The sequence below is a fragment of the Burkholderia sp. 4M9327F10 genome, assembly GCF_005503145.1.
GTDB lineage: Bacteria > Pseudomonadota > Gammaproteobacteria > Burkholderiales > Burkholderiaceae > Paraburkholderia.
This window is the reverse complement of sequence record NZ_SCNV01000025.1, coordinates 19,714-41,560: the sequence shown is the minus strand read 5'-3', so window position 1 is coordinate 41,560 and position 21,847 is coordinate 19,714. Positions and strand designations below refer to the sequence as shown.

The window sequence follows — 21,847 nt, the reverse complement described above, 5'->3', positions numbered from 1 at the left end:
CGGAGCAATTTGCGAGGTATCGACTCTTTCGACCTCGTTATCAACCAACTCCAATAATACACTCAGGGCCCCTGTCCTTCATCGTCCTGAAAAGACTTTCTGCCGTAGGCTTCGTCACCACGGAGTGAGTATGGAAAAAATCATGTTGTCCGATATCTTTACCGACGAAGCCATGCATCGACCCATCTTTGAAGAACCGTCCGATGCGTCGGTGCGCGAAGACCCCTGGTCCGGACCGCAGGGGTTCATGATCGGCGGTATGTCGCTGCCGACCTTAAATGAGCTGAGCCAGCAATATTTCGACGCAGCTCACCTACTGATTGAATCAATCAAAAACCAGGCGTGGGAAGACTACAAGCTCGTCAACCCAGCGCTTTTCCTATACCGGCACGCGCTAGAACTTATGGTAAAGAGCCTTATCGGCAAGGTAAAAACGCACGACTTGTCTAAGCTCGCTGACGAGCTCAATTCTTTAGCCGTCACAAAGGGTGGTGCGGCGGCGCCGAGTTGGATCATAAAGCGCCTAAAGGAAATCGCTCTCATAGATCCCGGCGCGACTGCGTTTCGGTACGCCGAAAACTACAACAACAAACAAAAACGTGACATCCCCGTCGACGGCGAAATTTACATTAACTTAAATCATCTACAACGGGCGATGCTTACGCTCTATACAGCATTGAGCGGCAACCTTCCACCGATCGCTGAAATGCATCCATTGCAGTTTCCTTTATCGGATACCTAAGTCGCCCACTGGCGAACGATTGAGTCGCAGATACTGAGTTGGCATCGAACCTTATGCGGCCTGGAGAACATCCGCCATGTTCTGGACAAATTGAATACGCTCTTTGTATTTATAAAAAAGCTTTGCCTTACCTTCATCGTTATAAAATATCTTAATATGATGCATAGCAATTGGAAATTTCTTGGGTTCTAGCTGATTCTTACCCATGAACCCCTTTTCCCGAGAAATGGTCGCCTTGTCGGCAGAAGCACCATATCCTGCAATCGACGAAGCAGTGTGGATTGCAAGCAATTCAGCATCATCCATAATCACCGCTCGGATATATTCGATCAGAAAATGGGGCAACGCCTGTTCACCAAGTTTATCGCGCAATAATTTTAACGTATCCAAACTGCTCCGATTTTTTAAAATCAATTCATCCAAATCAGGAGCAAAATCAAAGACGCCGAAAGACATTTCACCTTTATCAAGCGTGACTGTTGCCTTATCAATACTCGCGTGCGACGCAACCGCGACTCGACTATCTCCAATCCAGACGGGTGAGCCCAGATTCGTCTTCACGGTGGCTAGCGCCAGTCGATGAAAGACAAAGCATCGATGCCAATCGGCATAAAGATCGGCTGGAATTGTAAGTTCAAAGTGTTTCAAATATTCGTTGCGAGCACCAAACATCCGGGCGCGCTGAATATAGGTATCCTGTTGAAGTTTGTGACGAACATTCCGTGTAAAAAACATTGCCAATAAATTTGGGAACGTGACGCCTCGCGAAACTATGTTTCCACCAATAATTATGGTAAATGGAGAGGAGGGCTCCGTGGCGCTGTCACCCGCGGCAGCCCGATCTCTCTCACTATTCAATACGACAGTGGTCGCTCGTGATGCATTGGATACGACGTAAGAAGTTAACTGATTGGCGTCTGCATCTTTATACAATTCCTGCGCCGTAGAATGAACCAATGTGACTAACCCTTCGAACCCATCACTATCACTGTCACGCAGGGTCTTTATCGAATCTTCGATCGTAATTAAATCTGTGCTGTGATCCTGTTTTTTTCCGCTCGTATGGACAAGCATACTGTAGTTTTTTTCTTTGTCTTTTACAGTTTCGTTCAAATATGCAACTGTCACCAAAAACCGCACCAATGCCGCTTGTGCTTCTTTAGCGTCCCCCGCTTGATCAAGTAATTTTAATCGGAACGAGACCTTTTTATTGATGGGGAAAAAAACGTCTTGCCCCGTATAGGCTGAATGCGGCGGGAAATTAACCCATTTTTCTGTTTTGTTGTTGAATGTATTGTTTAAATCAAGTCGAGCAGGTGTAGCAGTTACGCCGATGTAGCATCCCTTTTTCCCTATCAGTTGCTCGACCAATTTATTAATCGCGGTCTTCTTACCTTGATTTACTTTTCCATTCGGGGTTGCGTAATCAGCTTCGTCGTCAATGACCACGACCTGTTCTACGTCCTTTAATCGTTCGATCAACTTATCAAGATCTCGCGCATTTTTCTTGCAAAACACGACTAGTTCTTGAGGCTTCTGTCCCGCGACAGATTCAGGGAGTTCTGAAGAAATGCGTGCCGCCGGCGCAAGGCCCGATGCTTTAAATCGTTTTAGGTTTTGCGTTAATAGATCCACACTATCGTTCATTAAGTGAACGATAGTCTTATGCCCGCTGTCTAGCAGCTTTGCGGTTAGACATATCATCATTTCTGTCTTTCCACTCTGCGGGTCGCCATAAATAACGAGAGCTGAAGTGGTCGCCTTCGTCAAGTTCTCAATCGCTCCGTTCACCGCTGCTTCGATGCAATCTGTCGGAATGCCACTTCCAGACAGTCGAAGCAGTTGCTTCCCGTACCGATCCATGAGTTTCGATTCTTTTTTAAATTTCTCTAAATCGATAGCGTTCAACATGAGTGCCTTAGATAAACAAGAATTGGTATTCAAAAACTCACGGAATTCACTTGACATCCTACTTCTAGACTCGTCCGAACGAAAGTATTGTTTCGGTGCGCATGCGCTTCCCCAGCGCCCCATTTCCGCTCCCGCTCTTTGGCATTGGAAGGTAGCGGCTACCTGAAGGCAGATCGCGTTCAAATTCGCGAAGCGTTCGCATTCCCAACATAGATGCTGCCGCTGAAACGCCGGCAGAATTTTGAATGAACGAGCCTTTCAGGCATGAATTCCCGACCACGAAGGTGGCAACCCCACCGACCCTAACAACCCTCACAATTTCTGACATCATGCGATAAAGGTCCTCGGAATAGCGCTCGATCATTGCAACATGTCTCGTAGGCAGCGAGGTCGTGTCACACATCGCACGCCTAATTGGCTCAAACATATCCGCGGGTCTCGGCTGATCGGGTCCACGCTCAGCGCCGATGCTAGCAGAGCGGATAGTTCGCAAATCACCCAAGCGGTGTCCAAGCCAAACCAGCGAAAGACGATGTCCTCGCAAATAGTCGATCGCGTTCAGGTAAGGAGGCGAGGTCAGAACGGCGTCCACAGTCTGATTTGCGACCTTCTTGAGAGCTCGCGCATCCCCTAGCTTGATGTCGGAGATGCCCGAAGGGGGATGCTCGTCAAGTCGCTTGCGAACTTGTATGATCGAACGCTCAAGCGCCGACATTACGTCGAAATCCGAAACTTCTGCGACCTTGTGTGGCCTGCTGTGGGACGTATCGCGGGCAAGCGATGCGCCCTGTTCCTTTGTCACGATAATGCGGCTCAGCGCCACGCGAATAACGTCCGCAGCCGCATGTTTCTCCTTAGAGAACCGACGCGCTCCAAAGGCGTGCAGCACGTAGGCGATTTTTCGCAATTCGATCTGCTGAGCTTTCCCGAACCAGAAGTCGATAAAGTTTAGCGTTTCTGGGTCCTCGTCAATCCATGGGAGGTACACTTTCTTCTTACCGATCTTCCGCGCTTCATCGAGAAGGGTTTCAGCTACCGTCACGATGAGCTCGTCCGGGACCGATTTGGTCCATACTTGACTCATTAGTACTGCGAGCGGATCCATATCAAAGCCGATTGGCCGGTGCCCCATTTCAGCGGCCTGACGAATGACCGTACCCGACCCAGACATTGGATCTAATACAACACTGTTTGCGGCCAGGTCATTGAGCGTTTCAAGAGCCAGCTCTGGCGCCATGCGTGCTGGAAATGGATGGATTGTGCGAATCATAGTGTTTCCCCTCCCCCGATTTCGTCAGGGTCGTCGTCATGTAATTTTTCAAGCTGGACGGCGACCGCGTCAGCGACGCGTCTCGCACTTGCGTTAATGATAATTTTGTCTTCAGTAATCCCCACGAGATCTGGTATCAAGATCGATAGCCCCCTTACAAGAGCAATGACATCAGCCTCCTTGACGTTCGAAATCTTCAGATCTCGACGACATGTGAGTGCAATGGTCGACGCCGAAAGAACGTCCGGCACCTGCCCCTTGAGCGCCTCGAGTGCCCGTAAAAAAATGTCGATCGTAAGACGACGACTGTCCTTGAGATACGAACGAAGCTCGGACACCCACAATGTCACCGCATCCGGATCGTAAATCTTGAAAATGTCTCTCAGCTTGACAACAGAAATCGCGCCGTATTCTACAGTGTACTCAAGCAACTGCCCGAGATCACGCGCCTTTATTGGCGTGACGCGTTGCTGCTCGCATCGGGTGCTAAGTGCGCCGTCGCTGAAACCGGGTGCAACAACCAGGGCATAGTCCGCCTTAAATCGCTCTCGATGCTCAACAACGCCATCCAGTTTTATATTGCCGGTTGCGGCCACGTCATGTTTGGATGATTTGGCATCAAACGAAAAGCTATAAAGAGGCGGGTCCGGGAAATCATCGGTCGGATCTGATTCGGTCGGTGTCGGATAGGCACTAGCAATTCCTTCGGGCTCACCCGGCTTCGCCAGGTCCCGAACCTGAAATCCCAGATATCGCAGAGCATCAGAGACTGCGGCCTCCATGCGCTTGCTATTTCCACTGTCGTGCTGGGTTTGCAGCAGAATTTTGGCGATCGAAATTCCTGACTGTCTGCGCTGCATGGCTCGGAAGCGAAAAAGTCTGTCGCGATACGACCTAACGTCCTTGAGTAAGCTCGGCTCGATTCCGATGTCAAGAGCATAGACGTCGGACAGCAAGCTGACCATCGCAATCGTTCGAATTAGCTCCTTCTCGGCTTTGGAACGAGAATGCTCAATGACAAATGGATGCTCTTTATTGATAACAATCGTGTTGTCGGAAATTCTGAATTTGACAAAACTATCGTCGCCCACTTTTTCATACTTCACATGAGCGAGCGCGCTCTGGATGCTCTCGGCAGTATTAGCCCGCCAAGTTTTTCGCCGCTCCTCTCTATTCGCAATGCCTGATTCGTCAAATAGACCAGGTATGGCTGCTTGAGTACGTAATGTTTCAGATACTACGTTTCGCAAGGGGCTGAGAGATAGGACGCCGAGAGATTTTACGAGAACGTCTCCTCCATCAGGCATGTCTAGATTGACATCGCTATCGTGGTAACTGCGGACTACATTGAATACGCGCCGCAGGAACGCTCTGAAAACTTTCGTCTCCTGACGTTCCTTGAACTGCTCTCGATTAGTCGTCAACAACTCATTCAAGCCGTCCGCTCTAACGGCCATTCGAAAGCGCGCCCAAGCTGCATGACTGAGATTGTCTTCCCCAAAGCTAGGGTCGAGCTGATTCACCACTCGACCCAACACATTTACGTGGAAACCATTCGACGAACCTCGTTCATCGCTCTTTCCACCACTAATTTTCTCTTCGAATAATCGAGCCAATCCGGTGACTTTCCCTACGCCTGGTATCTCGACATAGGGAAACGGCTTGTTGCCGCTGAAAACTGCGATCCGTGTCTTCTTTGACTTACCAGCCGTGTAGGCAGCTTTCGAACTCAACTCGTCGCCCGCTGCGCTGTCTTCGGCGTCGTCGCCAGTGTCACCGTCTTCCTCAGCATCAATCTCCACATAGTCGATGCCCAAGTCCGGTCCGATCCGCCATTCTTTGACAACAGGAAAATCGGTCTTCGAGGAAAAAAGCCGGCTACCGTTTACACGAATAAGCATTTCACTTCCAAAGGGAAGTGCCGCTTCTAGCATCCGTCTCAGTACATGTAATTTTAACGCCTGGCCCGTGGGCTTGAGACCCGAAAGCACCACAAGTGTCCAGGTATCCTTCTTCGGACGCGTGAGCTCCGCTTTTACTCCCCCGAACTCGCTTGCTTGATCGGCGTCACTAAGGTCCACCTTCAACCCATTCGAGATCAAATCTAAGAGTACTTCGCCTCCTTCTGCGACCGCCAAGGCCAACTTAACATCCGCGTCGGTAGCCTCGAAAATCTCGAGTTCTAGATCGCTAATGAGTCGATCTGCTTTCAGCCCCTTTTGACGATCAATATTGCCGTAGTCCATCGTAACGCGACGTATCTTTCCGTCGGACGCTTTACAGATGAACGTCAAGCGAGAGGCGAGAACGTAAGTAGCGAGCTTTCCAATTCCGAATTTACCAACAACGGATCGGCCATGTTGAATCGGGTTATCTCGTTTTGGCGAGAAAGCGATGTGCCACAGGTCACGTAGTCCGTCCTCATCCATCGATGCGCCGTTATCGAGAATACACATAGTCGCATCCGGATTCGAAAGCTGCGGCGAGATTCTCACATCGACGAAATCTGCACCCGCATCCCAGCTATTTGAGATCAACTCTTCAAAAGCTTTTTGGGGCGAAGAATAGAGCTGCTCACTGAAGTGCTCAAGAAAGCGCGTGCTCAGCTCCACCTTCATAGTGCTTGCTAAGTGGCCGATCGTCTCCAGCGAAGGAACTGGGCCATTCATTTTCGCGTCGATTTTATTCACCCCTTCTTCGTTACAGCGAAATGCTAGCCTGCAATTCGTCCCAGGGGGCTGCAATCTTGCGCCCATCTCGAACTAGCAGCCCAGCCTCCTCCAATGCTGCGACATCAGTATGGACGTTCTTGTAGTCCCGACACAACGCATCAGCCAGCGCCTTCACCGTCACTGCTCCGTTGCGATGAACATGACGGAGCAGATCCAGACGCTTGTTCGTAAGCGTTGCAAGCAGCGTATCTAGGCCAATGAACGTCAAATGCGACTCATTGACCTCTGCGCCTGCCTCTGCGCGTTTCCATGCGTCAACGAAACGCTGCCCCATCTCATCGGCCGTTCCGACATGTAACTGTACGTTCTTGCTCATCGCGTTACCCTCCCGCCTCTCGAACATCCGCCAGAAAATCGGCGATCAACTGCTCCGGCGTAGTGGACTGATACGGTAATTCCCGGCCGTCGACGTGCCGGTGGTCGCCTTTGGGCTGCTCGTTGTCGTAACCCACAACGCGCTCGCCTGCCCGACCGAAAAACAACCGGTATTTGAATCGGTGTCGGCTACCGACGACGGGCGAAGGCAAATGCCAGATCACCATTTCGATGATGGTTCCTTTAATCGGGTTGATCTGTTTGTCGTAGAAAATCCGTTTCGCCGGCATATGGCGAATTTCACCATAAGCTATTTATGGCGTCAATGACCATAATGACGCTCGGAGCTAAGGCATCTGATGCCGGTGGACGAGACTCGATCCTCAGCGCTAAAACCTGGCGGTAGCGCAGCGGAGGCAGCACCCGAGCAAAGCAATTGTCCTTTATGGCCGCACCTGCGCCGCTTTCCGGTTGATATGTCCATTGGAGCTAGAAGCCAATTCGAGATCAACGCATTTTTAACCGATGCATCGCCTTAGGTCAGATCCACGTAGATCTCATCGCCGCCGACTACACCGTCTGCGGCGGCGGATGGTGGTAGGCCAGGTTTGGCTAATACCCAGTCGCGGCCGAACTCTTCAGCCTGCTTCCCAACGCCCCATGCGCCGAAATCTCCGATCGCCCGCCATGAACGCCTCCAACATGAGCGGAATCAGCGTTACCGCGTCGACCGTCTCGCCGTAGATCTGTGCATGTAGCACGGCGTAACGATCAAGATCCGCCTTAAGGGGCGCTGGGCACGAGAAAGTCAGCTTGACAGTCTGCGTGTCGGGAAGCGGTCCAAGCCTCAGTTTCTTCGTAGACGTGCTCATTGCATCGGCCCTCGCTGAATAAAGAGCGGCTGATACGGCCGCAGCACCAGATCCTTGTTCACCATCACGTTCACCTGGAATCCCGGCCGCACGGTCAACGTCGGCTGGATGCTCAGGTCGCGGCGCGTGATTTCCTGACCGACCTGATTGGCCGTGTCCTGCGAGCTGTCGCGCAGCGCGATGACCGTATTGCCGTTGGCGCTGCCCTGATTGGAGACGGCCAGCTCGGAGCCGACGCCGAGCATCGTGGACAGCACAGCACCCGCCAGAACGCGGCCCCAATGCCAGTCCACGCCGTCCTCCAGGCCGGCATAGCCGGCGGGGTCGGTGCCGGGCAACTTGTCGAGCGCGATTGACGAGGTATCCGGCAGCACCAGGCGCAGCCAGACCAGCAGCACCCGCTGCTGCCCGAACGCGACCTGGCTGTCGTAACGGCCAATCAGGCGCGAACCCTGCGGGATCAGCAGGTAGTGGCCGGTCGCCGTGTCGTACACGGGCTGCGTCACCTCGGCGATGATCTGCCCCGGCAGGTCGGAATTGATGCCTGTCACCAGCGCGGCCGGAATGATCGTGCCCGCCATCACCATGTACGGCGAAGCCGGCGCCTGCAAGCTGCCGGTGTTGCTGGTCGCCGCATCGCCGCCTTTCGCCATGAACGCTTCCTTCTGGTCCTGCCGGTTCTGGATCGCGGTCGGATCGTTGGGCTGCGCAGCCGTGGACGCCGGCCCGGCGCCCATCGGATTGAACGCGCCAGCCGCCGCATTGGCTACCGGCATGGTGCCCGCAGATGCGGCGGTTGCATCGGGCTTGCCTGCATCGCTGCCGGTGCGGAAGAACACGGCCGACCGCGCAATCTCGTCGGCCATGCGCTGACGATCAACACTCTCGGCCGACGGCCCCTGATTCGCCATGCCGTCCGGCAGCGGCGGCATGGCCGACGCCGCGCCCCAGTCACCGGGAAGCGGCGGCCCGAGCTGCGGCACGCTGGCCGGGGCCGTCGGCGCGGGTTTCGGCGGCAGCTTCGAGTAGTCGGCCGGCAACTGGTCGAGGTCGTCGGCTTTGGTGATCCGATCGACGTTATAGAGATTGGTCTGGTCGCCTGAGCCGCGCCGGCCCTTCGATTGCAGCGCCCACATCGACGCGCCCGCTACGGCCACCGCGAGCAGTGTGGCGGAGACGGCCAGCGTGCGGCGGTTGAGCCGCGTGACCGCGCGAGGTGCGGCGCGCAGCGCCACGCCCTCGGGCGCGACCTTCGGCGCGGGCCGGGCTTCGTGGTCAGTCGTGCCCATGACCAGCTCCCGCAGCCACGCCGTCGGTACGCTCGATACGCACGACGGCTGCCTTGTCACCGCCCAGGCGAAGCTCGGCCGCACCGAACAGGCGATCCACGATGTCGTAAGGCGCATGGAAACGATAGTTCACCAGATCGCCCTTGCCATCCGGCCCGACCACGAACAGCGGTGGCAATTCGCCCTGCGCGATGCCAGCGGGAAACTGGATATAAACATGCTGCCCATCGTCGAAGGCGCGTACCGGCTTCCACGATGGACGATCGCCCGTGATCGCATAGCGGAAATGCAGCTGGTCGAGCGAAAGGCCCTCGGCTGCCGGTGCCTGCGCATCGGCGGCTTGCGCCTGGGCCTGCAAGGCCAGCATCTGGTCCTTCGGGTATTCCCACGACACCGAGGCCATCCACGCTTTCGCGGTGGATGTGAGTTCGAGCAGATAGGTACGCCGGTTCGTCGTGATGACGAGGTTCGTCATGATCCCCGTGCGCACCGGCTTGACCATGACGGCCACGCGCCGGCTCGTGCCACTGCCGCTTGCGGTATCGCCCACGATCCACTGCACGGTATCGCCGGCCGCGACCGTCACCAGCTCCTCGCCCGGTTGCAAGCTGATGACCGTCACGCGGCCGGGACTCGTATAGACCTGATACAGCGCGCCATCGGAGAACGGCCAGACCTGGATCGCATTGATGTACCCGTCGCGCGTCGGCACCACGCTCGCATCAGCGTTGGCCTGCTCGACACGCGCCTTCGCGTCCGCCGGCTCCGGTGTCGGCTTCGCATCGGCGCTACCGGGCAACGGCTTCATCTGACCCGGTAGCGGCAAGGGCTTCGGCACTTCCACGACCGCAACCGGCTTGGGCGGCTCGGGCAACCGCTGCGCCTTGACCGATTCGTCCAGTGAGATCGCCGGCGGCGGCTTGCCTTGCGTGGCGCAGCCGGCAAGGCTGCCCGTCAGGGCAAGGATGGCAATGGCAGTGATCGACGGTTTCATGGCTTCTTGGCTCCTTCCGGTGCGTCCAGGTCGCGGCTCCAGGACAGCCCGTTGATGTAGATACCGAGGGGATTACGGCGCACCTGATGTTCGGTACGCGGCGTTTGCATGACGAGCGTGAGCATCGCGGTCCATTGCTCAGTGCCGGTGGGTGTGCCGTCGTTGAAGTGCTGTTCGGTCCAGCGCACCTGAAACGAGGTATCGGTGACGCGCACCACGCTGGTGACGTCAACCGATATGGAGTCCTGACCGACGTGGGCGAACGGATCGTGGGCGCGCGCGTAGTCGTTCAGCGTGGCCGCGCCCCGGTCGGTGGTATAGCCATAGGCTTCGAGCCAGTTCTGACGCACCACTACCGGGTCGATCGACAGCGAGCGCACATCGGTGATGAAGCGCGCCAGGTGATAGGCGATCTGCGCATCGGTGGGCTTGTACGGCGTGACGGCCGCGCCGACCGCGCGGACCTGACCCGTGTGATCGACCTCGACCACGTAGGGCGTGACGCGCGACTGGCCAGACTGCCAGACGAGGCCCGCGGCCATGAGCAGCGCGAGGCCGAGGCAGCCGAAGGCCATCAGCCGCCAGTTCTTCGCCTGCACGCGGGCGCTCCCGAGGCGTTCATCCCAGACCTGCGCGGCGGCCTGATAAGGCGTAGCGGGCGCAGGTGATTCGCTGTAGCGCACGCCGGGTCGTGTGAAGCGCATGGCTTGCCTCCCTTACTCGTTCGACGAATCGTTGAGGTCCGGCGCGGCACCGCCGCCGCCGTGATCGGCCGAACGCACGACATGCGCGGCGGTCGTTGCGCCATGTGCGACGCGCTGGCGGCGTTGCAGGCGTTGCGCCCAGTCGGGCGCCCAGTCGGGCGCCTTGTCGGCAGATGCTGGCGAGGCGCTATCGGCAGTCGCCGACGGTGTGGATGCGGCACCTGCGGCTTGAGGCGAAGTGGACGATGTGCCGGTGTTTGCGCCGGCAGCGGGTGCTACGCGGTCGCGTACGGCACGGGCACCGGCCGCGACCCGCTCGCCAGCGGCCTGCGCGCCACTGCGCGCGACGTTGGCGACGCCTGCACCGAAGGCACGCGCGCCCGTTGCACCGGATGCGGCGGCACCCGCGCGATAGGCCGACGCGGCGCCGCTGGCGGCGCGCGCGGTGCCAACTGCACCGCGCGCTGCGAGACGTGTGCCGGCGGCGACTGCCGCACCGCCCGTCGCCACGGCGGCACCACCGGCGACGGCAAGACCCGCCGCGCCCAGCGCCGTACCGGCGGCAGCGCCAGCACCGAGCTGCGGCGCACCAGATACCAGGCCCGTCGCAATGCCCGGCCCGAAGATGCCGAGTCCGAGCATCGTCAGCGAAGCCAGCATGATGGCGAGTGCGTGATTCAGCGACGGATCGGCACCAGCCGGCGTCTGGAACTGCCCGAAGATCGTTGAACCGATGCCGACGATCACGGCGAGTACCAGCACCTTCACGCCCGACGACACCACATTACCCAGAACCTTCTCGGCAAGAAACGCGGTCCTGTTCCACAGCGCGAACGGCACCAGCACGAAGCCCGCGAGCGTGGTCAGCTTGAACTCGATCAGGGTCACGAAAAGCTGCACGGCCAGGATGAAAAAACTGATGACCACGATCACCCAGGCGAGCAGCAGCACCACGATCATGTCGATGTTGCTGAAGACCGCCGTGATACCGTTCGACATCGTGCCAACCTGTTGCAGGATCGGCTGTCCGGCCTGAACACCGATCGCGGCCAGGCGTCCGGGTTGCAGGAAATTGCCGATGCTGATCGACGAGCCGGACGCGAGCAGGCCGAGGCCCACGAACGAGCGGAACACGATGCCCGCGAGCGTATTGAAGTTGCCGATGATGTAGGCGAAGGCGCCGACGTAGAGCGTCTTGCGGATCAGCTTCGCCAGCACTTCCTCGCCGCCCATCGCCCAGAACAGACCGGCGAGCGTCATGTCGATGACGATCAATGTGGCCGACAGATACGCGACTTCGCCATGCAGCAGACCGAAGCCCGAGTCGATGTATTGCGAGAAGACGGCCAGGAACTGGTCGATGACGGAAAGATCGTTCATAGTCGATCTCGCTGCGGCGCCTCGAAGCTCGCCGGAATCGGCGGCAGTTCCGCGAGCGTCTGGTACTCGCTGGCACCGCCCAGCCCGAGGAAGAAGCGCCGCGCATAGGCAGCGTCCACCACGCGACAGGTCGCGCTGTCCATGTGTGCGTGTGAAACAGCGCAGCGATGACGCAGTGCGTAAAGCCGCTGCGGATCGTGTGCGAGTGCGTCGACCGTCCATGCCGGTTCGTGCCGACCGCAAGCGGTCAGCGCAACGAAGGTGGACACGATGAGCACGTGACGCATGGCCGTCAGTTCCCGTAGAAGCTCACCGACTGCGGCGTGTATTGCGGACCGCTGCCGATAAAACGGGTACGGACCTGCTGGGCCTGCGCCTCATCGGCTGCGGCACGCGCCTGGTCGAGTGCCGTTGCGCGCTGCTGCGACACGGTGAGCTGCTGTGCCTGGATGGCCTGACGTGCAATCAGCGCGAGCAACTGGTTCGTTGCCTGGCTCGCCTGCAAGGCACCGATCGCACCCTGGCTCTGCGTGACAAGACTGCTCAATACACCCTGGTCCGACAGCAGGTTCTGCGCGGCCTGCGACTGCATCTGCGTCGAGGTCCGCAACGCCTGCACCGAGGTCTGCCAGCGCGTCTGCGCGTCCTGCACCATCTGCGCGTTGCTGGTGCCGGCCCCATAGGACGATGGATACAGCCGGTTGAACGTCGCCTGCGACTGCGTGACGTTGAAGGTCAATCCCTGTGCCTGCGAGATCAACTGGTTCGTCGTCGCCAGCGTGGACAGCAACTGCGACAACGAACTGAAATTCAGGCTCGTGAGATTGCGGCCCTGGTTGACCAGCATCGTCGCCTGGTTCTGCAACTGCTGGATCTGGTTGTCGATCTGTTGCAGCTCGCGCGCGGCGGTCAGCAGGTTCTGCGAATAGTTGGCCGCATCGAACACCGCCCACTGCGCGAAGCACACGGACGACACCGACAGCAGCGAGGCCGTGATGACGGCCAGTCCGGTCTTCTTCATGGTTCAATCTCCGTTGAGGTGAGGAACGAAGGCATCAGGTCGGCGGCCCAGTCGAGGCCGCCATGGCGCAACCAGGCACCGGCGAAGCCGGGCGTGCCGGCGTTCATCAGCACGTGGTCGATGTCGCGCTGGTCCTGCGGCGTGGATGCGCCGACGAACGCCAGGGTGGCTGGCCCCAGGTCGAGGTCGAACAGGCGGTTTCCCAGGCGCGACTGGTAGTAGTAGTCACGCCTAGGTTCGGCGGTGGCGACGATCTCGATCTGCCGGCTGTTCAGGCCGAAACCTTCGTAGATCGTGCGAATCTGCGGTTCAGTGGCCTGCGGGTTTGGCAGGAAGATGCGGCTTGCGCAGCTCTCGATGATCGCGGGCGCGATGCTCGAATCCTTGATGTCGGCGAGCGACTGCGTGGCGAAGATCACGCTGACGTTCTTCTTGCGCAGCGTCTTGAGCCACTGGCGGATGCGCGCGGCAAACACCGGGTCGTCAAGGAACAGCCAGGATTCGTCGAGGATCAGCAGTGTCGGCGAGCCGTCGAACCGTTCGTCGAAGCGCGCGAACAGGTAGCCGAGCACGGCGAGCACCGCCGCCTTGCTCGGCATCAGTTCCTCCATCTCGAAGCCCTGCACGTCGGCGCTGCCGAGCCGGTCATGATCGGCATCGAGCAGACGGCCATGCGCGCCGCCAAGCACGTAGGGCGCGAGTGCCTGGCGCAGCGCATTGGACTGGAGCAGCACCGACAGGCCCGTGAGTGTGCGCTGTTCGACGGGCACACCGGCGAGACTGCCGAGCGCGGACCAGACGGCCGCCTTCTCTTCGGGGCCGATGGCAATGCCTTCGTGCAGCAGGCGGCCTTCGACCCATTCGGCCGCCCAGGTGCGATAGTTTTCACGGTCGATGCGCGCAAGCGGCTGGAAGGCGATCGCGCCATCGGAGCCGAGGTCGTAGTGCTCGCCGCCGAGACCGAGGATAGTGGCGCGCATCGAACGGCCCATGTCGAACGCGAAGATGCGCGAGCCGTGATAGCGGCGGAACTGCATCGCCAGCGTGGCGAGCAGTACCGACTTGCCCATGCCGGTCGGGCCGACCACGAGCGTATGGCCCACGTCGCCGATGTGCGTGACGAGCCGGAACGGCGTGTCGCCATCGGTGCGCGTAACGATCAGCGGCGGGCCGCCGAGATGTTTGTTCTTCTCCGGCCCGGCCCACACCGCCGACAGCGGCATCAGGTGCGCGAGGTTCAGCGTCGAAATGCTCGGCTGCCGCACATTGGCGTAGGCATGGCCCGGAATCGACGACAGCCACGCTTCGACCGCGTTGAGGGTTTCGGGGATGGTGACGAAACCCCGACTCTGGATCGTGCGTTCGACCCTCCGCAGTTTTTCGTCGGCTGCCGCGGCGTCGGCATCCATGACCGTGACGGTCGCGGTCACGTAGCCGAACGCCACCTGATCGCTGCCGAGTTCCTGCAAGGCGGCGTCGGCGTCCATTGCCTTGTTGCTCGCGTCCGTATCGACGAGTGGCGATTCCTGCTGGAAGATGGTTTCGCGCAGCAGTGCAATGACGTTCTTGCGCTTGGCGAACCATTGCCGGCGCAACCTCGTCAGCTCTTTCTCCGCTTCGGCCTTGTCCAGACAGAGGAATCGCGTGGACCAGCGGTAGGCGAAACCGAGCCGGTTGAGGTCATCGAGCAGACCAGGCCAGGTCGAGATCGGAAAGCCGCGTACCGTGACGACGCGCAGGTGCTGGTCACCGAGCATCGGCGCGAGGCCGCCGATCAACGCCGAGTCGGCCAGCAGCGCGTCGAGATGAAACGGCACCTGCGGCACGGCCAGCGGAAAGCGCCGCGTCGAGATGGTCGCGTGCAGGTACGTGAGCGTCTCGCTGTCGTCTAGCCACGCGATCTCCGGCATCACGCCATCGAGCAGGTCGAATACCCGGTCGGTTTCGGCAACGAAGGCAGCGAGCCGTTCGCGCCAGTCCACGCCGGACGTAGGTGTGTTCTCGTACAGGAGCTTCGCGGCGCGTGCGCGCGATTCTTCTGGTGGCAGATATACAAGCGTCAGGTGATAGCCGCTCTCGTAGTGACTGCCGGTCTGCTCGAACGCGGCGCGGCGCTCCTCGTCCACGAGCCATGACAGAGCCTCGGGAAAATCCGAGCGCGGATAGTCGGCGGCCGGCCGGCGCTCGGCGTCGATGAACAGGGCCCAGCCCGATCCCAGGCGGCGCAGCGCGTTGTTCAGGCGCGCGGTCGTGGCGATCAGTTCGCCTTGCGTCGCACTGTCGAGGTCCGGCCCGCGAAACCGTGCAGTGCGCTGGAACGAACCATCCTTGTTGAGCACCACGCCGGGCGCGATGAGCCCGGCCCACGGGAGCCAGTCGGCGAGCATGGCAGGACGCTGGCGGTATTCGGCGAGGTATAGCATGGCATCGACCTCACACATCCAGCAGCGACTTGTGTTTCAGGTGCCGCGCGAAGACCTGCATGAACTGCGGATCAACCTTCGCGCCCCAAACGCTAAGCGAATGGCCGATCAGCCACAGCGCGAGGCCGGGAATCCACAGTTGCAGGCCCAGCCCGACGGCAGCGGCCAGCGTGCCGTTGGCGATCGCGACGGTGCGCGGCGCACCGCCCATCAGGATCGGCTCGGTGAGCGACCGATGCAGCGGCACCTCGAAGCCCGGCAGGTCGGTAGTCGTGCTCATACAACCGCCCCGCCGGAGAAGCTGAAGAACGACAGAAAGAAGCTCGATGCGGCGAAGGCGATCGACAGCCCGAACACGATCTGGATGAGACGCCGGAAGCCGCCGCTGGTATCGCCGAACGCGAGCGTGAGGCCCGTCACGATAATGATGATGACCGCGACGATCTTGGCGACCGGCCCCTGGATCGAGTCGAGGATGGATTGCAGCGGCGCTTCCCAAGGCATGTTCGAGCCGCTGGCCTTCGCGGTGCCGGTCAGCGCGATCGTTACGACGGCCAGCATGAGTCCCTGACGCGCGGGCTGGACCAGGCTGCGAAGACGTACAAGCGGATTTACGGAAAAACGCAGAACATGGGCGTGGCTCATGAGGGTTCTCCAGAGAGAAGCACAGATGGGGATGGCGACGGCATGGCGTCGCAAAGCTGGTAGCCGGTGGCATCGAAGCCGGTCACGCGGGCGATGCGCTCGATGCGGCGACGCCGGCCGCGGCCGGCGATGTGGATGACGACGTTGACCGCCTCGGCGATCAGCGCGCGCGGCGGATTCACGGCGACTTCGAGGATCAGTTGTTCGAGGCGCAAGAGCGCGCCGAGCGCGGAGCCGGCGTGGATCGTGGCAATACCGCCGGGGTGACCGGTGCCCCACACCTTGATGAGATCCAGGGCTTCGCCGCCGCGCACTTCGCCGACGATCACGCGGTCGGGCCGCAGGCGCATCGTGGCGCGCACCAGTTCGGTCATGGACACGACGCCTGCGCGCGTGCGCAGCGGTACGTGGTCGCGCGCCGTGCATTGCAGTTCGATGGTGTCTTCGAGGACCAGCACGCGGTCGCCGGTCGCGGCGATCTCTGCGAGCAAGGCATTGGCGAGCGTGGTCTTGCCGGTACTGGTACCGCCGGCGATCAGGATGTTCTGCCGCTCACGTACCACGTCGCGCAGGAACGCAGCCTGTTCGACGGTCATCATGCCGTCGGCGATGTAGCGATTGAGCGGAATGACGCCGACCGCGCGCTTGCGCAGCGCGAAGGCCGGGCCAGGAGCTGCGGGGGGCAGGATGCCCTCGAAGCGCTCACCGGTTTCCGGCAGTTCGGCGGTCAGGAGCGGCTGGCCGCGATGCACTTCCGCGCCGACGTGCGCAGCGACCAGGCGGATGATGCGTTCGCCATCCGCCTCGGACAGCTCCGCGCCCATCGGTGCGCGGCCCGACGACAGGCGGTCGATCCAGAGCGTGTGGTCGGGGTTGAGCATGATTTCCACCACGTCCGGGTCTTCGAGCGCGGCGGCGATCAGCGGCCCCATCGCCGTGCGCAACATGCGGATGCGCCGGTCGAGCGACGTGGAGGCGAAGGATTGGCCCTGGTTGGAAATGAGCGCGCTCATGATGCACGCTCCTGCGCTTCGGCTTGCGCCACCGCATCGTCCAGCCGTGCGGCGTCGGGGTTCAGTTCCTCCACCACTTCGCGCACGAGGCTGCGCCCGCGCATCAGGTGGCGGCCGAGCTGTTCGACGAACTGCTCGAAACGCGCCTTGCCCTGCGCACGGGCAGCATCCTGGTGAGCCTCGGGAACCGGCGTGCTGACCGTGAGGAAGTAGCGGACGAACAGCGCCAGCGTCTCGATCTCGATGTTCTGGTCACGCTCCAGCTTCTCGAACTGGCGCGAAAGCCGGTCGAGTCGTTTGGCGATCGCCGCCTCGCGCTGGTCGCCCGCGTCGGGTGAAAGCCAGGACGCGAGTGCCGCCGCAACGATCGACGACTTGGACACACCTTTCTTCGTCGCCAGCTCGTCGAGGCGTTTGGCATGCTCGGGCGCAATGAACAGGTTGAGGCGGTACTGACTCATAGCTGGAGTCCGTCGTCGTGGTCGAGGGACGCCAGCCGGGCCGTGCGCTGCATGGCCGGATCGAACTGGTGAGGAAGCGGCAACGGCAAATCGTCGTCATCGAGCAGCGCCAGGTCGCTGTCGGCGGGTTGCCGTTCAGGGTTGTATTCGGAGACTTCGGATAGCTCCGGCTGACGGCGCAGGCCGCCGTCATCAGCGGAGCCGGTCGCGTCCTCGGTCGTGCCAGCAGCGGCCGACTCTGCCGGTACGGCGGGAATCGCCAGACCGCTCCAGTCGTTCGGCCGCAACGGCGGCGCGTCGGTGTAGTGCCCGACCGCGAGCGCGGGCGGTGACAGCACGCGGCGCAGGAAATTGGCGTCGGTGTAATAGCGCAGCTTCTTCGCCTTGATCGGTGCGAGGCTCGACACCATCACCACGGCATCGTCGGGCGGGAGCTGCATCACTTCGCCCGGTGTCATCAGCGGACGCGCGGTTTCCTGGCGCGACACCATCAGGTGCCCGAGCCACGGCGCAAGCCGGTGGCCGGCGTAGTTGCGCTGCGCGCGCAGCTCGGTCGCCGTGCCGAGCGTTTCGGAAATGCGCTTGGCGGTGCGCTCGTCGTTGGTGGCGAACGTCACGCGCACATGGCAATTGTCGAGAATGGAGTGGTTCTGGCCGTAGGCTTTGTCGATCTGGTTGAGCGACTGAGCAATGAGGAAACTACGGATGCCGTATCCGGCCATGAAGGCGAGCGCCGTCTCGAAGAAGTCGAGCCGACCCAGCGCCGGAAACTCGTCGAGCATCAGCAGCAGCTTGTGACGGCGCGCGATGCCGTCGCTGCCATCGAGCGATTCGGTGAGCCGTCGGCCGATCTGGTTGAGAATCAGGCGCACCAGCGGCTTCGTGCGGCTGATGTCCGACGGCGGCACGACGAGGTACAGCGAGACGGGATACTCGGACGCGATCAGGTCAGCAATGCGCCAGTCGCAGCGCGACGTGACTTCTGCCACCGTAGGATCGCGGTACAGGCCAAGAAACGACATGGCCGTGGACAGCACGCCCGATCGCTCGTTGTCCGACTTGTTGAGCACTTCGCGCGCGGCAGACGCGACGACTGGATGCGGCCGATTTCCCTGATCCGGGCCCAGGTGCCGCGTCGTCATCATCCGGTGCAGCGTCAGCTCGAACGGGCACGCCGGATCGGACAGGAAGTTGGCGACGCCGCGCAGCGTCTTGTCTTCGCCCGCATAGAGCACATGCAGGATCGCGCCGACCAGCAGCGCGTGCGAAGTCTTCTCCCAATGGTTGCGGCGTTCGAGCGCGCCTTCGGGATCGACCAGGATGTCCGCGATGTTCTGCACGTCGCGCACTTCATGCGCGCCGCGCCGGACTTCGAGCAGCGGGTTGTATGCGGCCGACTTAGTATCGGTCGGGTTGAACAGCAGGCAATGCGAGAAGCGTGTGCGCCAGCCTGCAGTGATCGCCCAGTTCTCGCCCTTGATGTCGTGAATGACCGCCGACGCCGGCCAGCTCAACAGCGTGGGGATCACCAGGCCCACGCCCTTACCGGAACGCGTCGGCGCGAAAGACAGGACGTGTTCCGGGCCTCCGTGGCGCAGGTACTGGCCATCATGCAGGCCGAGAAAGACACCCGCCGGTTGCGTCAGACCAGCTTTGCGAACATCGCGGGCATCAGCCCAGCGAGCTGAGCCGTATGTGGTGACGAGGCGCGATTGCCGCGCACGCCATACCGACATGCCGATGGCGACGAAGGCTGCGGCAATGCCGCTGGTCGCCGCGATAGCGCCACCCTTGAGGAATAGGCGCGGCGCGTAGGCGTCGTACCAGTACCACCACTCGAATAGCCGCCATGGGTGGTAGAACGGAATGCCAAGGCAGTCGAACCAGGGCGAGCCAAGGCGTAGCTGATAGCCCAGGCGTGCGGCGGTCCATTGGGTAGCAGCCCAAGTTCCCGCGACCACGATGCCGAACACCGTCAGCATCTGGCCGAACAGCACACTGGTCCCGTTCATGCCGGCCTCCGACTTTCTCCTACTTCACGCAGCGAAAACGTGCCGCATAGCCAGGAGCATCGGTGCCGGGTCAGTGCCGGTCAAAGACCGTTATAGCGATAAGAATGATTAAAACAACAAGATTTCCAGCTAGAGAAATGGGTAGCGCATCACGGCGCATTCGCGCATGTAATGACGTAAGTCGCAGCGCATCACGAAATATGTTGCGTGCCCAACGACTCAGAAATTAGGAGGCTCTTTCGACGGCGCGTATTGCGGGCCGTTTCCTATGAACAGGCGGTGGCGCGCTTGGGACGCCACATTACACTCAGCAGCACCGACCTGCGCGTAATTGTTTGCACATTGCTGCTCGATCTCACGCAGTCGGTCAGGGTGAGCAATCAAATAAGCCACGGCGTCCATGGGGGTAGTTCTGTTACATGCCGCCAGCAAGGAAGCTGTCAATACCAGAGCGGATTTGTTCACGAAATATCCTCCTGCCGCTAATATCCAGACACAACACCTAGGGCTTTGTCGTTCTACGTCGAATCAATATCAGGCTTGAGTCGCGCAATAAAATTCCGCAGCGTTTCAGAAGGCTCACCGTGCGGCCGCAATACATACGTCGTCAAACTAACTGATCTGCCTGCCAAAGGACGGACGACAACGTCAGCATGGCGGAAGTCTTCGACCTGGGTTGCATTGGTCAGACCGATACCGTAACCCGCGGCCACCAGCGCTATTAGCATGTCATGTGTCGTCACGTGGTCGGCAACGATTGGCTCAGAGTCGACCATACGCAGTACCCGGTTGATCTGCCGACTGCTCCCCTCACAAGTTTCTGGGTGGCATAGCACCAATGGGTAACGCAGTACGTCTTCTAGGGGAATGCGCTTATGCCTCAGCAGTGGATGGCGTGCCGGCACCACGACAACTAACGGGTCGCGCCAAACGGGCGTGGCACGGATACCTTCACCAACGTGATCCGACTGTGCGAACCCAACATCGTAGAGATCGTTGCGAAGCCCTCTAACCTGTTGTGAAAACGGCACATGGAACAATCGGATTTCCACCTCCGGTTCTTCTGCACGATTTTGTGCAAGCAGCGTTGCCAGACGCGAAGGAACAATACCGTCGGAGAGAGCAAGACGAAGAATGCCGCGGTAACCGTTGGCGGTAGCTTTCACATTGGCACGGGCTTGGTCGAATGCTGTAAAAATGCGACGTACATCTTCGAGGAAGACTTGGCCGGTCCACGTCAGTCGAGTACTACGAGTAGTTCGATCGAATAGCCGCGCTCCCAAGTCTTCTTCTAGCTCCTTGATAGCACGCGATAGCGGTGACTGCTCAATATGCAAACGCTCAGCAGCCCGCGCGAAGTGAAGCTCTTCGGCTACGGCAACGAAGCAGCGCAAGTGTCGAAGCTCCATTGGGCTTTAGATGACTTTGATTGAGCGCCAGATGCTCATGTTCTGCCTGCTGGAACGAGCGCACTCAGCACGTGATCGCAAAGAGGTGGCCGTCCTCGTCGACGAAGTAGACACGCCCTGCTCCGTCCAACTCGAGGTCATCGGTTTGACCATTTCGCGTGTCGTCGTGCCGGTTTCCGACCGACACGCCAAGGTTGTGCAGTCGTCCCACAATAGTATCGAACTGTTCCTCGCTCACACGAAAGGCGACATGCGCAAGATCGATAATTTCGGCCGGGTTGAATAGCACGAAAGTGCCGTGTCCAAAGTCGCGCCGGCTCATATCGCCGTCAACACCATCGACGATGGGCTCGCCAATCCCAAAATCTCTGCCGAGTTGAATGCCATGTCGTACGTTGTGCAAAATTATCCTCTGATGTTATGAACGATTGCACCCTAACGACAAGGGACATTTTGGAAAGCCCGAAGCGAATATTCCTCCTAGAAACGTTGGGTACGGCCTGAACTGCTGGGCACAGCCGAATCCGCAGCGACGAGGGAGATGGGCCCAGTCGGCGACGCATCACCACCGCATGCCGAAAGAATTCCGGCGCACGGAGGAACGGCAGCTCATTGCACGGGCTGCAGTTAGCGCGACGCAAAGTCCCGCTCTCT

Annotated in this window: 22 protein-coding genes; 2 read left to right on the top strand and 20 right to left on the bottom strand. The window is 59.7% G+C overall.

Annotated elements, in window-relative coordinates:
• Nucleotides 1-130 precede the first annotated feature (130 nt).
• Nucleotides 131-742, top strand: coding sequence for a hypothetical protein (locus FFS45_RS21865; protein ID WP_137956718.1), 612 nt, complete (start codon nucleotides 131-133; stop codon nucleotides 740-742).
• A gap of 51 nt (nucleotides 743-793) precedes the next feature.
• Here the strand turns inward: FFS45_RS21865 and FFS45_RS21860 are convergent, their stop codons facing one another.
• From FFS45_RS21860 to FFS45_RS21765, 20 genes are all read right to left on the bottom strand, one after another.
• The gene (locus tag FFS45_RS21860; RefSeq protein WP_137956717.1) at nucleotides 794-2,653 is read right to left on the bottom strand and encodes a Z1 domain-containing protein; all 1,860 of its coding nucleotides are present in this window, start codon (nucleotides 2,651-2,653) and stop codon (nucleotides 794-796) included.
• 64 nt (nucleotides 2,654-2,717) lie between these two features.
• On the bottom strand, nucleotides 2,718-3,923 hold the full coding sequence (locus tag FFS45_RS21855) for a site-specific DNA-methyltransferase (RefSeq protein ID WP_137956716.1): 1,206 nt from the start codon (nucleotides 3,921-3,923) through the stop codon (nucleotides 2,718-2,720).
• Nucleotides 3,920-6,613 (bottom strand): ATP-binding protein, encoded by a 2,694-nt coding sequence (locus FFS45_RS21850; RefSeq protein ID WP_212745750.1) that lies wholly within the window; start codon nucleotides 6,611-6,613, stop codon nucleotides 3,920-3,922. Before FFS45_RS21850 ends, FFS45_RS21855 begins: the two co-directional genes overlap by 4 nt.
• A gap of 10 nt (nucleotides 6,614-6,623) precedes the next feature.
• Nucleotides 6,624-6,971: a helix-turn-helix domain-containing protein gene (locus tag FFS45_RS21845; protein ID WP_137956715.1), complete on the bottom strand. Its 348-nt coding sequence runs from the start codon at nucleotides 6,969-6,971 to the stop codon at nucleotides 6,624-6,626.
• A 4-nt stretch (nucleotides 6,972-6,975) separates the two neighbouring features.
• Entirely contained in the window at nucleotides 6,976-7,260 is a 285-nt protein-coding gene (locus tag FFS45_RS21840; protein WP_137956714.1) for a DUF6516 family protein, read from the bottom strand.
• Nucleotides 7,261-7,608: 348 nt separating this feature from the next.
• Nucleotides 7,609-7,842 carry a DUF2274 domain-containing protein gene (locus tag FFS45_RS21835; protein ID WP_137956713.1) on the bottom strand — a complete coding sequence of 78 codons (234 nt, stop codon included), beginning with the start codon at nucleotides 7,840-7,842 and terminating at the stop codon, nucleotides 7,609-7,611.
• The gene (locus FFS45_RS21830; RefSeq protein WP_137956712.1) at nucleotides 7,839-9,131 is read right to left on the bottom strand and encodes a TrbI/VirB10 family protein; all 1,293 of its coding nucleotides are present in this window, start codon (nucleotides 9,129-9,131) and stop codon (nucleotides 7,839-7,841) included. The genes FFS45_RS21835 and FFS45_RS21830 overlap by 4 nt, the downstream gene beginning before the upstream one ends.
• The gene (gene trbG / locus FFS45_RS21825; protein WP_137956711.1) at nucleotides 9,118-10,125 is read right to left on the bottom strand and encodes a P-type conjugative transfer protein TrbG; all 1,008 of its coding nucleotides are present in this window, start codon (nucleotides 10,123-10,125) and stop codon (nucleotides 9,118-9,120) included. The genes FFS45_RS21830 and trbG overlap by 14 nt, the downstream gene beginning before the upstream one ends.
• Nucleotides 10,122-10,829 (bottom strand): conjugal transfer protein TrbF, encoded by a 708-nt coding sequence (gene trbF / locus FFS45_RS21820; protein WP_137956710.1) that lies wholly within the window; start codon nucleotides 10,827-10,829, stop codon nucleotides 10,122-10,124. Before trbF ends, trbG begins: the two co-directional genes overlap by 4 nt.
• Nucleotides 10,830-10,841: 12 nt before the next feature.
• Nucleotides 10,842-12,209 carry a P-type conjugative transfer protein TrbL gene (trbL, locus tag FFS45_RS21815; RefSeq protein WP_137956709.1) on the bottom strand — a complete coding sequence of 456 codons (1,368 nt, stop codon included), beginning with the start codon at nucleotides 12,207-12,209 and terminating at the stop codon, nucleotides 10,842-10,844.
• On the bottom strand, nucleotides 12,206-12,496 hold the full coding sequence (locus tag FFS45_RS21810; protein ID WP_137956708.1) for a hypothetical protein: 291 nt from the start codon (nucleotides 12,494-12,496) through the stop codon (nucleotides 12,206-12,208). Before FFS45_RS21810 ends, trbL begins: the two co-directional genes overlap by 4 nt.
• Nucleotides 12,497-12,501: 5 nt before the next feature.
• A complete protein-coding gene (gene trbJ, locus FFS45_RS21805; RefSeq protein WP_137956707.1) occupies nucleotides 12,502-13,230 on the bottom strand; it encodes a P-type conjugative transfer protein TrbJ in 729 nt (242 codons plus the stop codon).
• A complete protein-coding gene (trbE, locus tag FFS45_RS21800; protein WP_137956706.1) occupies nucleotides 13,227-15,653 on the bottom strand; it encodes a conjugal transfer protein TrbE in 2,427 nt (808 codons plus the stop codon). The genes trbJ and trbE overlap by 4 nt, the downstream gene beginning before the upstream one ends.
• 10 nt (nucleotides 15,654-15,663) lie before the next feature.
• A complete protein-coding gene (locus tag FFS45_RS21795; RefSeq protein WP_137956705.1) occupies nucleotides 15,664-15,933 on the bottom strand; it encodes a VirB3 family type IV secretion system protein in 270 nt (89 codons plus the stop codon).
• A complete protein-coding gene (locus FFS45_RS21790; RefSeq protein WP_137956704.1) occupies nucleotides 15,930-16,298 on the bottom strand; it encodes a TrbC/VirB2 family protein in 369 nt (122 codons plus the stop codon). The genes FFS45_RS21795 and FFS45_RS21790 overlap by 4 nt, the downstream gene beginning before the upstream one ends.
• Nucleotides 16,295-17,311: a P-type conjugative transfer ATPase TrbB gene (gene trbB / locus FFS45_RS21785; RefSeq protein WP_137956703.1), complete on the bottom strand. Its 1,017-nt coding sequence runs from the start codon at nucleotides 17,309-17,311 to the stop codon at nucleotides 16,295-16,297. The genes FFS45_RS21790 and trbB overlap by 4 nt, the downstream gene beginning before the upstream one ends.
• The gene (locus FFS45_RS21780; protein ID WP_137956702.1) at nucleotides 17,308-17,772 is read right to left on the bottom strand and encodes a CopG family transcriptional regulator; all 465 of its coding nucleotides are present in this window, start codon (nucleotides 17,770-17,772) and stop codon (nucleotides 17,308-17,310) included. Before FFS45_RS21780 ends, trbB begins: the two co-directional genes overlap by 4 nt.
• Nucleotides 17,769-19,784, bottom strand: coding sequence for a conjugal transfer protein TraG (locus tag FFS45_RS21775; RefSeq protein ID WP_137956701.1), 2,016 nt, complete (start codon nucleotides 19,782-19,784; stop codon nucleotides 17,769-17,771). The genes FFS45_RS21780 and FFS45_RS21775 overlap by 4 nt, the downstream gene beginning before the upstream one ends.
• Before the next feature lie 219 nt (nucleotides 19,785-20,003).
• The gene (locus tag FFS45_RS21770; RefSeq protein ID WP_137956700.1) at nucleotides 20,004-20,249 is read right to left on the bottom strand and encodes an EexN family lipoprotein; all 246 of its coding nucleotides are present in this window, start codon (nucleotides 20,247-20,249) and stop codon (nucleotides 20,004-20,006) included.
• A gap of 53 nt (nucleotides 20,250-20,302) precedes the next feature.
• On the bottom strand, nucleotides 20,303-21,193 hold the full coding sequence (locus tag FFS45_RS21765; RefSeq protein WP_137956699.1) for a LysR family transcriptional regulator: 891 nt from the start codon (nucleotides 21,191-21,193) through the stop codon (nucleotides 20,303-20,305).
• Between the two features lie 10 nt (nucleotides 21,194-21,203).
• Between FFS45_RS21765 and FFS45_RS21760 the strand changes: the two genes are divergently transcribed.
• The gene (locus FFS45_RS21760) at nucleotides 21,204-21,479 is read left to right on the top strand and encodes a hypothetical protein (RefSeq protein ID WP_137956698.1); all 276 of its coding nucleotides are present in this window, start codon (nucleotides 21,204-21,206) and stop codon (nucleotides 21,477-21,479) included.
• Nucleotides 21,480-21,847: the final 368 nt, after the last annotated feature.